The organism is Pseudomonas sp. NPDC008258, from assembly GCF_042956345.1.
Classification (GTDB): domain Bacteria; phylum Pseudomonadota; class Gammaproteobacteria; order Pseudomonadales; family Pseudomonadaceae; genus Aquipseudomonas.
Genome location: NZ_JBIBGE010000052.1, coordinates 15,646 through 28,806, shown reverse-complemented (window position 1 = coordinate 28,806; position 13,161 = coordinate 15,646). Strand labels below are relative to the sequence as shown.

Below are 13,161 nucleotides of genomic sequence, written 5' to 3'. Positions count from 1 at the left end.
GCGCACGGAGGGTATAGGCCGAGTGATGCAGCGCAGCGAAGCCTTGTTCGAGGTTGAAGCCCGCGTCAGCGTAGCGGCAGGCGGGGGCATTATCGATGCGCGGTACGATGGCGTAGCGGATGGGCAGGATGGGGACGCGGGCGCTGCACGCCGGGCCGGAAGTGGCGCTGCTGACGGAGGCTTTAGTCATGGCGAGGCTCCTGGCTTTCGATCAATATCTGTAGTTCGCGAAGGCGGGCCTGTGGCGACGCTTCGAGGTTGGTGTAAATTTCGCCAGCCTGGTCATCGCTCATCAGGCGCATATGCCTGGCCATCAATCGAATGAACTGGCCTGTGACTTCCTCGTCCCGGAAATTGAGGGCTTTCAGTTGCGGCAGCAGGGTTTCAATCCATTCACGTACGTCCGCCAAGGTGCGGCCGGCATGGGAGCGCATGGCCAGAACCTCATGTGCCAACGCGAGCACAAAGTGGTCGTGCACACCCGCTTGCAGCCGCTCGAGTTCTTGTTCGCGCAGGGGCAAAGGCATGTCAGATTTCGAGCGGGCAGCAGTCGGCTTGTTGTCGTAGGTTTTCCATTCGTGGGCCGCCCCCCGGTTAACCCGCCATGCCAGCCGTGAAACCGGGCCCAGCCAGGTCTTGCGGTTATCGTCGTCCAGCGCGTTTACCCAGGCTGCAAGATGATCCGGTCTGAACTGGAAAGTGGCCGCGCCCTGATCAGGGAGTACGACTTGCGCCAGGCTGGTGAAATGGTCTGTCAGCGCTGTCAGACCAACTTCGGCATCAAGTGCAATGGCCCCACCCATAGGCATCCAGGTCCTGACTGCATGGGCCGCCAGCTCAGGTGCGCCTGATACGTCCACCAGCAAAGGCCCAGACTCGTATCGGTCATCCATGGCGCTTGTTTTCCATACCCATGCATGTTGAGTACGGCTGCTGACGTCATTTATGAGGTCGATAACCGATGGGGCATACGCAGGAACCAGTTCGCCCTCCTGAGGTATGGGGCGGTAGGCCGAGTATTCGATTACGCTGGTCACGAGCAGCAGAAACCGACAGTGATCGGCAAAGTGTTCGCTGCATTGGGGGCGAGCGGCTGTGGTGGTCATTGTCCCGGCCCTCTGATGCAGCGGCAATCAGGCAAAGGGCAGGTACCATCAGCGAGGCGACCACACAGCCGCTCGAGAGGCTTGCCAGGGACTGGTGCGCTACTCAGGGAAAACGGGTGGGACGTTCCGTCTGCCGCTTTGAGCAGCTGGCCATTGATGCGAATCGTCGGGCTGTCCAGCGTGATGCCTGTTTCGTCGATTCGAATGGAACCTCCTGGGCCCTGGAGCACTACTGCTTCCGATGTTCGAAGTTCATAAAGGCGAGTACGTCTGCGGATATCCCCTCGGGCTTCAAGCTCGGCATGGCCTTCGACCTGCTGCTCGAAGTTGCCTCCGATGCTGATGTGGTGATTGGCCGTGATCTGATCGTGGCGATGATTACCGATGGTTTCTACCCGGTCTTTCGCGACCCTGAGTGTCTGGTTCCGACCGACTTCGAGAAATGTGTCTTGGCCAATGATGATCCGCTCGTCATTGCCAACCGTCTCGTCGCGGTTGTGGCCGATGCTGATCGACTCGTCGTTGCCGACCTGTTCTTTGCGATCATTGCCAACCTGAGTGGTTTCATCATGGTTGACCACATTGTTCTGGTCTTTCTGTGCATGGATGAATACCTCCTCCTGGCCTAGCTCATCCTCGAAACGCAGCTCATTGAACCCATCACCTTTGTGGGTCTGGCTCTTGATGGTCATGCGGGTCTTGTGGTCGGGCAGGTCATACGGCGGTAACTGGTCACCGCAATAGGTGCGCCCGGTGATCATCGGCTGGTCCGGGTCGCCGTTCACGTAGTGGATGATCACGTCCTGGCCTATGCGCGGGATGGCCATCGAACCCCAACTGCCGCCTGCCCAGCCCTGGGATACGCGTACCCAGCAGGAACTGAATTCGTTGTCCTGGCTTTCGCGGTCCCAGGGGAAGCTGACCTTCACCCGGCCCCATTTGTCGCAATAGATTTCCTCGCCCGGCGGGCCGACCACGGTCGCCATGTGCGGGCCGTCGACGCGAGGCTTGTCCAGCGGGGCCGGGCGCCATTCCGTTCTGCCGGGGATCAAGTGTGCCGTCTGCTCATAGTGCGTGCCCCGGTCGACCCCAGCGGCTTCTTCTTGCAGGCTGGTGAACTGGCTGCCTTTGTGGGTAACTGCTTTAACCCGCCAATGGGTGTTGAGGTCGGCACGCGGGTGACCCGTCAGATTAAAGCTGAGCCCTGGTTGCAGGCGCACATCGTCACCTTGCACTTCGGCGATTCGTACATCGTGCCGTAGCCCGGTGATGCGGTTTTCGGTGAACGGCTTTCCCACGACATCACGCTTGTAGCGGCCGGGGTAATCGAAACACTCATAGTCCGTGGACTGGTGCTCAAGGAAGGGGCCGCAGGCCCTGTGCTCCTGGCGGTAGGCCGGGTGGGTGAAGGTGTAGTCACGCTGCACCTGGCGAGCGGTGCGCACTTGCTCGCTGTATTGCAGGCGGCGCAGGCAGGGGATTGGCTGGTCGCCCCCGCTGGTGGACTGGTACAGCACGGTGTCAGGGGTTGCAGGGGTGTCCTCTTCGCGGAAGCCCTCGTCTTCGTCCTCCGCCTTGATGGCCCCGTGGTTGATCAGCCCTAGTGATTGCAGGCGGTCGGTAATGATCAGCTTGTGCTGTTTTTCACTGTGCGCGAAGCGGTAGACAAAGCCTTCTTCCGCCGCCAGCCGTGCAATGAATGCAAAATCCGTTTCGCCCGCCTGAACGCAAAACTCGCGGACCTGATGGTTCATGCTGGCGCGCAGTTCGTACTGGACGATGCCCTGGCGTTTGAGCATCAGCTCAAGTATTTGCGGGACGGTTTTGTGTTGGAAGATACGCCAGTTGGAGCGCAGGTTGGCGCGGGCCAGCTGGGGCTCGACCAACGCGTGATAGTAGGTGCGGTAGAAGCCGCTTTCAGCCTGGCTGAAACGGCTGACCAGGCCGTGTACGTAACGTACCGGCCGTTCGTTATCCCATAGGGTGAACAGCACGGGCTGGTCGAGCAGGTGACCGAAGTCGACATCGTTTTCGAAACTGATCAGTTTCAGTTCCAGCGCGAAGGGCGTGCTGATGCCCTCCTTGAGTTCGAAAGACACCACTTCGAAGTGAGCTTTGCCAACCAGTGGCTGGAAGCTGAAACGCAAGTTTGATTGGCTGGGCATAATGCAGTCCTTTCCCCTTTCTGAAAAATGGAAAGCCCGGGGCGGGATCTGCCCGCCCGGAGCATTTCAATCAGTTCAGGCGGTGATTGGGCTGCGCCAATCGTCGGAACCGGCGGTTCCAGAGATTTGGTGATCCCAAGTGATTTTGCGGTAGGCCAAGGACACTTCAATCAACTGGGTGAAGTCAGCATTTTCCTTGTCTTGTGCGTGAGGCATTACGGTGTTGATTTTTACTATGGTTGCGTCTGTCAATTCGGTGGTAAAGAAGTGCTCCTGCTTTCCTTCTACCGAGGTGCGGTACCATTTGATCGTCACTTTGGCGAGCGTCTCGCCCGAAGCCAAGGCGTTGTACATCAGCGGTGTCGCTTTGTTGAGCGAGCTTGTAAATATGAATGGCTTATGCACGCGTTGCCCTGAAGGTTGTCCACTTTGCGGGTCGGTTGGGACTGTCACTTCATGTTTGATCTCCTGTACCAGAATCTCGTCTTCATGACCCTCGACAAAGACATTGCCGACCGAGTCGGACGTAAAAGCGTCCTTGGTGATGATGCCTTGGCTTGTACCTTCGATATGGATGTAAGCGGGTGTTGGCATGGCAGTTTCTCCTGCGTCCATGTGGATTAGCACGCGCACCACAGGTGGCGTGGCCATCGGAAACGATGGGCTTGTCAACAAGGCAGATGCCTTGCTAATTCGGTGAAATCGGTTTGTGCCTGCGGCACCCGTCTACTGCTGCAGAATGCCGTTGAGCGACTCCAGTACCTCGGTGGTAATCAGGTGCAAGCGGTAGCTGTAGATGCCGTAGGCCACTGCCATGGCGATGGCGGAAATCACCAACGGGCTCCACCAGGGCCATTGGCGGTTCATGCGGAAGTTGCGTGGGGCCACGTTGGTGTAGGGGTCGCAGAGTTCTTCCGGTACGGGGCCGCGAAGTTCGCGGATGATCCCGTGCAGTTGGTGAATCAGTGCAACGACGGTTTCTTCACCTTTCGGCGCCAGCGCGTACTTGCCCCTGAGGCCGAGGCAAAGCGCGAAGTACATGAACTCCAGCACGTCCTGATAGCGTTTGGGCTCCTGCATCAGGCGCGAGATCACGGTAAAGATCTTTTCCCCGCCCCAGGTTTCGTCGTGGAAAATGCTCAGCAAGGGTTCCTGGCTCCAGCAGCTGCTTTTCCCCCAGGGCCGCGCCATGACCGCTTCATCGATGAACAGGCACAGGCCGTAGGAGTAGGCCAGTAGCTGAGCGGGCTCGTAGCCGTGCTGGCGCATTTCTTCCTGTATGTTTTCAATCTGGATGCGTACTTGCTGGTGCACGTCCTTGATGTTTGGCAACTCGTCCAGCGTGCGCAGGCGAATGACCAGGCCGAACAGCGGTGTTGCGGCGTCCAGCATCAGGTTGGCGAAAGCGCCGCGCAGCTGGAATTGCGGGTCCGCTGCATACCCTTCTGCTTCGATCTGCTCTGCTTTGGCTTCTGCTCCGTCATCGCCTTGCTCTGCATTTTTTGGCGTTTGCTGTGCACGGTTGTCCTTCTCTTTGCCACGTTGAATCGAAGTCACCAGGGGCTCTTTGAGCTCGTCACCTTTATCGTCATCGTTTGCCATGCTCATTCACTCCTGATCGCCCAGAACTGCAGTTCAAGCCCCGGGAAGTCCCCTGCAACGTGGATACCGAAGCCATTTGCATTGGCCATGCACGCCCAGGCCGGGTCGCGCCGGTTCAGCTCGAAGTAGCTGAACCCTGCATGGAAGGGCAGGTCGCGGGGGGCCACCGGCAATGACAGCAGGGGGATGCCCGGCAGTTGCAGCGGCACCAGGTCGCTCAGCGACTCGAGTGAAGTGACCTTGGCTTTCTGGATGAACAACTGGCGCAGCGCCGACGGTGGCAGGTCGGCGCGCACGGCGAGAATGAAGTCGGCTTCGTCGATCAGACGGCGGTCTTCCAGCGTGGTTGTCATCACGCCGAATGCTTCGCCCTCCAGTGGCAGTGACACGGCGCGTGGTCGCAAGACGGTACTCAGGGCTCGCCGCAAGGTGACTTGCAGCGGTTTGAACGACGTGTGAAGCGCTGTGTGGTGATAGGCAGGGTAGTCCTGCGGCAGTCTGCTTTCGTCAGTGAAGGTGACAAACTCGCCACAGGCCTGGCTCATGCACAGGTACAGCTGCTCGGGGTGCGTTTGCGCCTGGCGAGCCAGGTGCTGGAAGCACGGCCACCACCGGTTCATGGCCTGTAGCAGGTTGAAGTCGCGAATGTCGGCGATGCCAGACTGGTTCGAGCCGCCGATGCGCGTGGCAAGGCCCCGTGCCCGTTCGCGCAGGGAGTTGGTGATTTCGTCAAGGAACCGTTGCAGGGCCGGCACTGCCCGTACTGACAGGCTGGTCGGGTAAAACGCTTCGTCCAGTTGCAGGCCGCCATCGGGGCGCTTTTCCAGGATGCGCGCCAGGGCCAGGCGGGTGAAAGCGCTGCTGTCTTCGGTCTGGCGTTTGAGCTGCAGGTTGGGTACGGCAAGGTCTACCCGGGTCAGGTCACCGTCGGCAGAATGGGTGTCCTTGATCTCCTGTGGCTGGGCGGTGTAGCGGAAGTTGGCGGCATTGTCGGGCCAGCTTACTTCGCGACCACCTTCGGTGCGCAGAGGCAGGCACAGGTACACCTCGCTTTCTTTGCTTGCGTCGTCGATTTCCAGCGGTGGTGGTGGCGGCAGGTCGGTGGGAATGTCGAACACCGTGCCGTCCGGCATGATGCCCCGCGCGCGGGTGATGGCGATTTTGCCCAGGCTCAGGTATTCATCGTTCAGCTGAAGTTCGCTGAAGCCGTAAAAGGCTGCATTGAGTCCGGCAAGGCGCTGGTGCAGGGCCGCTTCGCTGGCCCTGGCCGCCTGCTGGAAGTGCTGGGGTTTGACGTACAGGCCTTCAGGCCAGAGAACGGGGTTGCGTGAGCTCATGGGCGCTCCGTGTCAGCGAGAGTAAGCAGGAAGGGCAAAGGGTGGAGCGGTGCCATCAGTCTTCTTCCTTGAGCACGATGTGCGTGTCGTTGACCAGCACCGACAGCATGATCTGGCGGCCACGTGGCGGAATGCGCAGCACTTGTCGCCAGCTGGCGTTCTCATGGCCCCGGTAGTCGCCAACCACCGCCACGAAGCGGGTTTCGGCGTGGATGGGTTCGAACGGGATGTACTTGAACTGGCCGGGGCGCAGCAGGTAGTCGTCATCACGGATGTAGGAGCTGCGCAGTACCTTGGCCGGGTCATCGGCCAGCAGTTGGTACACGGTGTTACGCAACAGTGAGTCATCGCGCAGTTGCAGGATCTTGATGGCCATAGGGGTGGCGACCGGCTCTGCCGCTGGGGTTGCGGTGCGCGGCAAGGTCAGCACCACTGTCGGGTCGTCGTAGCTGCCGGGGGCGTTTTCTTCCAGGGGAGAGCGAGCCGGCTCGCTGTCGCTCTGTTCGTGCATCTCGACGGGGGACATGGCTGGAAACTGCGCTTGCAGGTATTCGAACAGTGTCCCGATCTTCTCGGTCAACGCATAAGGGTCGCCGGCACTTAAACTCACGGCGTAAGGGCTCGGCTCCAGGGCGGTTGGCACTTCTGTTGTTACCACAAGGCTGTTCGGGTTGCCGTTGAGGGTAGGGCTGGCATTGATGCTGAACGCGACTGCGGTTGGGTGATCCTTGGGCGGCCCGATGGGCAACGAGTGGTCCATGACGACCTGACTCATTCTGCTCAAGGAGGTGCAACCGGTAAGCCCGAGCACCGTCACCAGCAAGGGCGCGACCCACAACGGTTGGCGAATCATGGGCGTTCTCCAGCAATCAGCCGTTGCAACGGGTTTTCTGCCGATGGCCCTGCACCCTCTGCTGCATCCAGTGCGGCCAAGGGGTCGTTGCCCATGACGGGTTCGAAAACCGAGCAGATTTCGGCTGTTGGTTGAGGGCTTGAAGGGGCGGGGGGCCAAGGGTTGATGGGCTGTTCGGCTATCAGGCGGTCAAGTACCCCGTGGTCGGGGTTGAACAGGTCCTCCAGCGAACGCTCGCCGGCTTGATCCTGGGCGTACTGAACCCTTAGCCGATAAGCGCCGACCCGAAGCTGGTCGCCTTCAAGCAGGCGCCTGGGCGGGAGGGGCCCCAGGCTGGTAGCACTGTCATTCAGGTAGGTGCGATGGCAGTGGTCGATAACGCAAAAGCTGCCTTCGATCCAGCGGATCTCGCAGTGGATGGGCGCGATGGTCTGCTTGCGGTCGTTGAGCTGCCAGCTTGCCTGCCCGCTGCCGATGGTGCCGCCCTTGCAATCAAACCGGTGCCGGGTTGTGGCGTCATGCCGCAGCCGGGCGAGGTTGGTGATGCTCAAGGTCAACGTGCTCATGAACGCCCCCTGAACCGCACGACTGGGCTGATCTGGCCATGCCGGTCATCGATGAAGCTGGTCCAGCCCAGGTACGCGCCTTGGCTGCGGTGCAAGCAGAAAGGCGACAATGCGTTCTGCTTCAGGCGCAGTTCCAGGTCGTAGGCCAGCCCATCACGCAGCAGAAAGTCGATCAGCGCACGCAAACGCCCGAAGTTGATGCCGCTGGGCAGCAAATCCAGCAGCTGCGTCTGGTCAAGTTCACTGATTACGATGGTGAACTTGCTGCTGCGGGTGCGCGTGCGGCTGCCGACCATGAACGTGTTGCCCAGCTGGCCATTGGCGCGCCCCAGGCATAGCAGCTGGCTGGCCGCGGTGGTTACCGTGCGTGTCTCGAACTCGCGAATTTGTACATGCTTGAGGTCGAAGCAGTGCGCAATGATGCCGGCCACGGTGCCCGGCGCTCGGCTGCGGCTGGCGATGACCCCGGCAAAGCTGAGCAGCCGGCTCCAGGGCAGCGCCGTATCGCCTCGCAGTTGCTTGTCGTTGAGCCCCAGCAGAGCAAACACGTACTGCGAGAAACCGTCACTGGCCCCTGGCTGAAAGCGGATGTAGTAGCGGTATTTACGCCAGATGCGGTGTAACAGGCCAAGCAGGTAGTGGTTGAAAAAGTCGAAGAAGGCCGGCCGCACACCGATGCCCTGGGCATGTTCATAGGCCACCTGCTCAAGGTAATAGGTGGGCAGGGGCGAGTCGGTACCGTGCAACCCCAGGAACGTGGTAACGACCCGGTAACGCGCATCCTCATCGGGCATGCGTTGGGCTTTGTACACGTCCGAAACGGGGAAGGTCAGCCGTGGGTCGCACGCCAGGCGCACGCGCAACCGTGTGGCCTCGCCCGGCCAACGTGGTTCCAGATTATCGCCATGCAGCCCGTGCAACCGTTCCAGCAACTGGAAGAAGTTGTACTGGTGCGCCTCGGCAAGCAGCCTGTCGGCTAGATCAGCGGTTGTTTGCCGGTCTGTATTGGCCATGTGTAGTGCTCGTTGTTGGTGGTGTTGATCACTTCCAGCTGGTGGAAGGAATTGGTGCTGGCGTACAGGGCGAAGAAGTGGGCAAGCACGCTGCCGAACAGGTACAGGTCGCCTTCGCAGAGGAAGGCGGCCTGGTCCAGCTTCAGCCGGGTGTGCAGGCCGCGAATGGGTTGCCCCTTGATCAGCCAGTCCATGGGCTGTGTCTGAATGTCGCGGATGCCGTCCAGGCGCTTGCCTGTGGTACGGGCCTGCTGGATGTCGTGCAGGGCAACGAAGTCGTAGGCGCGGATCACTGCTTTCAGCGGCTCGACCGAGAGCAGCGACAAGTAGTTGAGCGACATGTTGGATACCAGTGCCCACTGCAACTGGCCGTCCAGCACCGGCCGACAGGGGCGGGTGGGCTTGCAGATATTGGTGTAGGTAGCCAGAGGGGGGGTAAGCTCGGTACGGGCATTGATGTCACCGACCCCCAGCGCCAGTGGCAGGTCGCGATTGGTGCAGGTCAGGTCGATGGACGCGGTTTCCAGTTCACCGATGTAACTGTTGGCATCGGCACGGACAAACGCGATGCGGTGGTTCACGCCGTCGCCGCGTAGGCACTCCTCTAGCTGGCAGCGGTAGTACAGCGCCGTGCGCCCCTGGAGGTGCTCGATTTCGTGGGCGAACGATTCGAAGGGGCGGAAGGTTCGCAGGTGCTCGCCGGCGTTCCCGTCTGTCGTCGTTCGGGTACTGACGACATGGTCGACACTGAAAATTTCGTAAGCAAAGGGCTCTGTGCCCTTGGGCTTGAGCGGGGCCAGCGCCTGCTCGCTGGACAGGTCGATGGGTTCGGCACTGTGCTGGAACAGATTGACTGCAGGCGTGCAGAACAGGCTGAAATCTGCTTTGCCGACCCGAAGCGTGTGGGGTAACTGGCGCGTGAAGTGAAACTCCAGGGTTACTTGCTGGCTGTGTTGTGCTGGCCAGGTTCTATCCAGCCCGGTCACGCTGAAGAAATGGAAACGCCGTGGGAAAACGAAGTACTCCTGCAGGATTCTGTAGCCGTCAAAAACGTTTTGCGGGTAAGGCAGCAAGGCGTCGTCGGGGCTGAACCCCGCAAAGGCGATGCTGCTGGCCGGCAGCCGACGCACTTCGCCATTGATGGTCACGCTGATGTGCTTCAGGTATTGAGAAACCCACAGGTACAGCGTGCGGGCGGTCAGGGTATCGCCGCTGAGGTAGAAGTCGATGCTGGAACAGCCCACGCTGTTCAACGGCCGGTCCACCAGTGTGGTCAGGTTGACACTGATCACAGAGCTGTCGAGTGTCTGGGTAGCGCCCACAGTGGCGATTTCAAACGGATGAATGTTCACCGCAGTGCAGGTACGGAACTCGCAGGCGACACCGTCCACCGGTTTCGAGAACAACCTTGATCCTTTCGGGATGTGCTGTGACTGGCTGAGCGACTGCTTGATCGGTGTGAACTGAATGATTGTTGCGCTGGGCAGGGGGCGCAGGTAGTTCGGCCATAGCAGTTGCAGCATGGGGTGGGTCAGCTCTGGCAGGTCGTCTTCCAGCTTGAGCCGAAGCTTGGCAGTGAGGAATGCAAAGGCTTCCATCAAGCGTTCGACATCGGGGTCGCTGGCACCCTTGCCGAGGAACCGGGCAAGTTGCGGGTTGTCCTTGGCAAAGTCGTTCCCCAGTTCGTGCAGGTAGCGCAGTTCTTCGCTGAAACGGTCTTTCAGTGACATGGGTCACCTCACTCGGGTGTAGCGGTTGTGCCCGTTGACCAGCAGTTCGAGCTGCAACTGTTCTGCGTGGTTGTTGACCAATACCTGGCAATCGAGCCTGAAATGCAGCTCCAGTGGGGCATGGGCGTCGGGCACGGCCTTGAGCGTGCGTATCTGTATGCGCGGCTCGAAGTGCTGGAGCGTGCGTCGGATGTCGGCGCTTACCTGCACAAGCAGGTCGCCGCTGTTCACGTCATGCCCGTTGAAGTCACGCAGGCCCAGCTCGGGGCTGCTCTGGGAGCAGCCCTGGCGCGCGTTCAGCAGCGTTTCGAGGTGGCGCTTGATGGCGGCGAACGTGTGGGTGGCGCTCTCCTGTCGGGATGCCTCCCGGCGTGTGCACTGATCCACCGACAAGCGATCAAAAAGACCACTCATTGCGTATCGAGCCGCCCGACCAGGGAAATCTCGAAGTTCGCGCCCATGTATTTGAAATGCGGGCGTACCGCCAGCGAGACCTGGTACCAGCCCGGGTCACCGGCAACATCCGAGACTTCGATAGTGGCGGAACGCAGCGGTCGGCGGCTGCGAACATCGGCGGACGGGTTCTCCTGGTCGGCAACGTACTGCTTGATCCACTTGTTCAGCTCTGACTCAAGGTCACGCCGTTCCTTCCAGCTGCCGATCTGCTCGCGTTGCAGCACCTTGATGTAGTGGGCCAGCCGGTTGACGATGAACAGGTAGGGCAGTTGGGTACCCAGCTTGTAGTTGGTTTGTGCTTGCAGCCCTTCTGGCGTTTTGGGGAAGTTTTTCGGCTTTTGCACCGAGTTGGCCGAGAAAAACGCCGCGTTGTCGCTGTCTTTGCGCATGGTCAGGGCAATGAAGCCCTCTTCGGCCAGTTCGAATTCCTTGCGGTCGGAAATCAGCACCTCGGTAGGTATCTTGGCCTGCAACTGGCCGAGGGATTCGTACAGGTGAACCGGCAGGTCTTCGACGGCACCGCCCGATTGCGGGCCGATGATGTTCGGGCACCAGCGATAGCGGGCGAAGCTGTCGTTGATGCAGCTGGCCAGCAGGAACGCGGAGTTGCCCCACAGGTAGTTGTCGTGGCGCCCGGCGATGTCTTCGTCGTAGTTGAAGCTTTCGATCGGTTTTTCCTGGGGGTGATAGGCGGAGCGGAGCATGAAGCGTGGCCCGGTCAGGGCGACGTGACGGGCGTCCTCACTTTCCCGGAAAGCTCGCCACTTGGCGTGTCGCGGGCCGGCGAAGAGGTCTTTTATCTCCTTGAGGTTTGGCAACTCCTCGAAGCTGCTCACATTGAAGAACTCGTGTGACGGTGCGGCCAGGAACGGTGCATGGGACATGGCGCCCACCGAGGCCATGTAGCTCAGCAACTTGATGTCGGGTGATGAGGGGCCGAAGTTGTAGTTGCCCACCATGGCCGCCACAGGTTCCCCGCCGAACTGGCCGTAACCTGCGGTGTAAACATGCTTGTAGATACCGCTGCAGGTAATGTCTGCGGCATTCTCGAAGTCGTCCAGCAAGTCTTCTTTGCTGGCATGTAACACTTCGAGCTTGATGTTCTCCCTGAAGTCCGTGCGGTCAACCAGAAGCTTCAGGCTACGCCATGCAGACTCCAGCTGCTGGAACTCGGGCTGATGAAGAATGGCATCCATCTGTTTGCCGAGTACCCGGTCAACTTCCGCAATCATCTGGTCAACCCGGTGCTTGTTGATCAGTTGGTCCGGGTCATTGCTCTTGAGGATTTCGGCGATGAAGGCAGATACGCCCTGCCGGGCAACCTGGTAGCCTTCTTGTGCCGGTACCAGTTTGGTTTCTGCCATGATCTGGTCGAGCAGGGTGGCATTGCCCAACGTGTCGGTGGTTGTGTCTGGGGTGGCGGTGGTGGTGCTTGGCTTAGGCATGGGGGCGCTCCGTTGTCTCAGTCTTTTTCGGGTGCCTCAAGCACCAGGTCCAGTTCTTGGGCAAGCTGTTTACGGGCCTGCTCGTTGTTCAGCAGGTGCTGCAACTGCTTGCGAAAGGCCGGGACATTGCCTAGCGGGCCCTTCAGGGCAACCAGCGCTTCGCGCAGCTCCAGCAGCTTGTTCAGCTCGGGCACCTGGCGCGCGATACGGTCCGGCCCGAAGTCGTTGATCGAGCTGAACTGCAGATGTACAGCCAGCTCGCCATCCGGTGCCGCGCTGAGCATGGACGGCACAGATACTTCCAGGCTGACGTTGGCGTCGTTCAACACGCTGTTGAAGCTGTGCTTGTCGATGCGCATGGCCTGGCGGTCCTCAAGCGCACGGTTGTCATCCAGGCCGAAGTCGCCCAGCACCAGCATCTTGTGGGGTAGCTCGACCTCGGCCTGCTCGTCGCTCGTAGCGGGGACATACTTGATATTGACGCGCTCTTTAGGCGCGACGGAACCCGTGTTCTTGGACATCAGTACGTAACTCCCTGTTGGCTTGTAGGATGTTTAACCGTAAGTTTGTTTAATGTTGTACGGGATGTTGTAGGAAACTTCCTACGTATCTTAACTGGGTCGGATTAGTTGTCCTTCCGCTATAAAAACCATGCATTGGAAAGCATTCTTAGGTCGAGGAATAAGATGTAAGTAAATATTTGTTTGTGTGCGCTCGCTACTCTGTACTAGGCTTTTTCCAGTTTTGTTCGGATGGGTCGCGTACGTATGTGCTTATTGGTGCGTGCATGTAGGAAAAGTGCATGCAGCTATATAGGGCGTTTGTACTATTTCAGAGAGTAAATTCAGCATGATTAACCGCTGTGCATATGGCGCCGGCCTCTCGCTG

13 protein-coding genes are annotated in these 13,161 nt (G+C 59.7%); all 13 read right to left on the bottom strand.

What is annotated here, in order from left to right:
• A partial coding sequence (locus tag ACFY9W_RS27450; RefSeq protein ID WP_391137510.1) for a hypothetical protein occupies positions 1-190 on the bottom strand: 190 nt, incomplete at its 3' end.
• Positions 183-1,106, bottom strand: a complete 924-nt coding sequence (locus tag ACFY9W_RS27445; RefSeq protein WP_391137507.1) for a DUF4123 domain-containing protein — start codon at positions 1,104-1,106, stop codon at positions 183-185. The genes ACFY9W_RS27445 and ACFY9W_RS27450, both read right to left, overlap by 8 nt.
• Positions 1,103-3,271 (bottom strand): type VI secretion system tip protein TssI/VgrG, encoded by a 2,169-nt coding sequence (locus ACFY9W_RS27440; RefSeq protein ID WP_391137504.1) that lies wholly within the window; start codon positions 3,269-3,271, stop codon positions 1,103-1,105. The genes ACFY9W_RS27445 and ACFY9W_RS27440 overlap by 4 nt, the downstream gene beginning before the upstream one ends.
• A gap of 75 nt (positions 3,272-3,346) precedes the next feature.
• Positions 3,347-3,865 (bottom strand): type VI secretion system tube protein TssD, encoded by a 519-nt coding sequence (locus ACFY9W_RS27435; protein WP_391137501.1) that lies wholly within the window; start codon positions 3,863-3,865, stop codon positions 3,347-3,349.
• A gap of 132 nt (positions 3,866-3,997) precedes the next feature.
• Complete coding sequence (gene icmH, locus ACFY9W_RS27430) at positions 3,998-4,873, bottom strand: type IVB secretion system protein IcmH/DotU (protein WP_391137498.1); 876 nt, start codon at positions 4,871-4,873, stop codon at positions 3,998-4,000.
• Between the two features lie 2 nt (positions 4,874-4,875).
• Positions 4,876-6,210 carry a type VI secretion system baseplate subunit TssK gene (gene tssK, locus ACFY9W_RS27425; protein ID WP_391137495.1) on the bottom strand — a complete coding sequence of 445 codons (1,335 nt, stop codon included), beginning with the start codon at positions 6,208-6,210 and terminating at the stop codon, positions 4,876-4,878.
• A 55-nt stretch (positions 6,211-6,265) separates the two neighbouring features.
• The gene (tssJ, locus tag ACFY9W_RS27420; RefSeq protein ID WP_391137492.1) at positions 6,266-7,063 is read right to left on the bottom strand and encodes a type VI secretion system lipoprotein TssJ; all 798 of its coding nucleotides are present in this window, start codon (positions 7,061-7,063) and stop codon (positions 6,266-6,268) included.
• Positions 7,060-7,629 carry an FHA domain-containing protein gene (locus tag ACFY9W_RS27415; RefSeq protein ID WP_391137489.1) on the bottom strand — a complete coding sequence of 190 codons (570 nt, stop codon included), beginning with the start codon at positions 7,627-7,629 and terminating at the stop codon, positions 7,060-7,062. The genes tssJ and ACFY9W_RS27415 overlap by 4 nt, the downstream gene beginning before the upstream one ends.
• Entirely contained in the window at positions 7,626-8,642 is a 1,017-nt protein-coding gene (gene tssG, locus ACFY9W_RS27410; protein ID WP_391137486.1) for a type VI secretion system baseplate subunit TssG, read from the bottom strand. Before tssG ends, ACFY9W_RS27415 begins: the two co-directional genes overlap by 4 nt.
• Complete coding sequence (gene tssF / locus ACFY9W_RS27405; RefSeq protein ID WP_391137483.1) at positions 8,606-10,372, bottom strand: type VI secretion system baseplate subunit TssF; 1,767 nt, start codon at positions 10,370-10,372, stop codon at positions 8,606-8,608. The genes tssG and tssF overlap by 37 nt, the downstream gene beginning before the upstream one ends.
• A gap of 3 nt (positions 10,373-10,375) precedes the next feature.
• The gene (gene tssE, locus ACFY9W_RS27400; RefSeq protein ID WP_391137479.1) at positions 10,376-10,786 is read right to left on the bottom strand and encodes a type VI secretion system baseplate subunit TssE; all 411 of its coding nucleotides are present in this window, start codon (positions 10,784-10,786) and stop codon (positions 10,376-10,378) included.
• The gene (gene tssC / locus ACFY9W_RS27395; protein WP_391137476.1) at positions 10,783-12,273 is read right to left on the bottom strand and encodes a type VI secretion system contractile sheath large subunit; all 1,491 of its coding nucleotides are present in this window, start codon (positions 12,271-12,273) and stop codon (positions 10,783-10,785) included. Before tssC ends, tssE begins: the two co-directional genes overlap by 4 nt.
• A 17-nt stretch (positions 12,274-12,290) precedes the next feature.
• On the bottom strand, positions 12,291-12,794 hold the full coding sequence (tssB, locus tag ACFY9W_RS27390; protein WP_391137473.1) for a type VI secretion system contractile sheath small subunit: 504 nt from the start codon (positions 12,792-12,794) through the stop codon (positions 12,291-12,293).
• Positions 12,795-13,161: the final 367 nt, after the last annotated feature.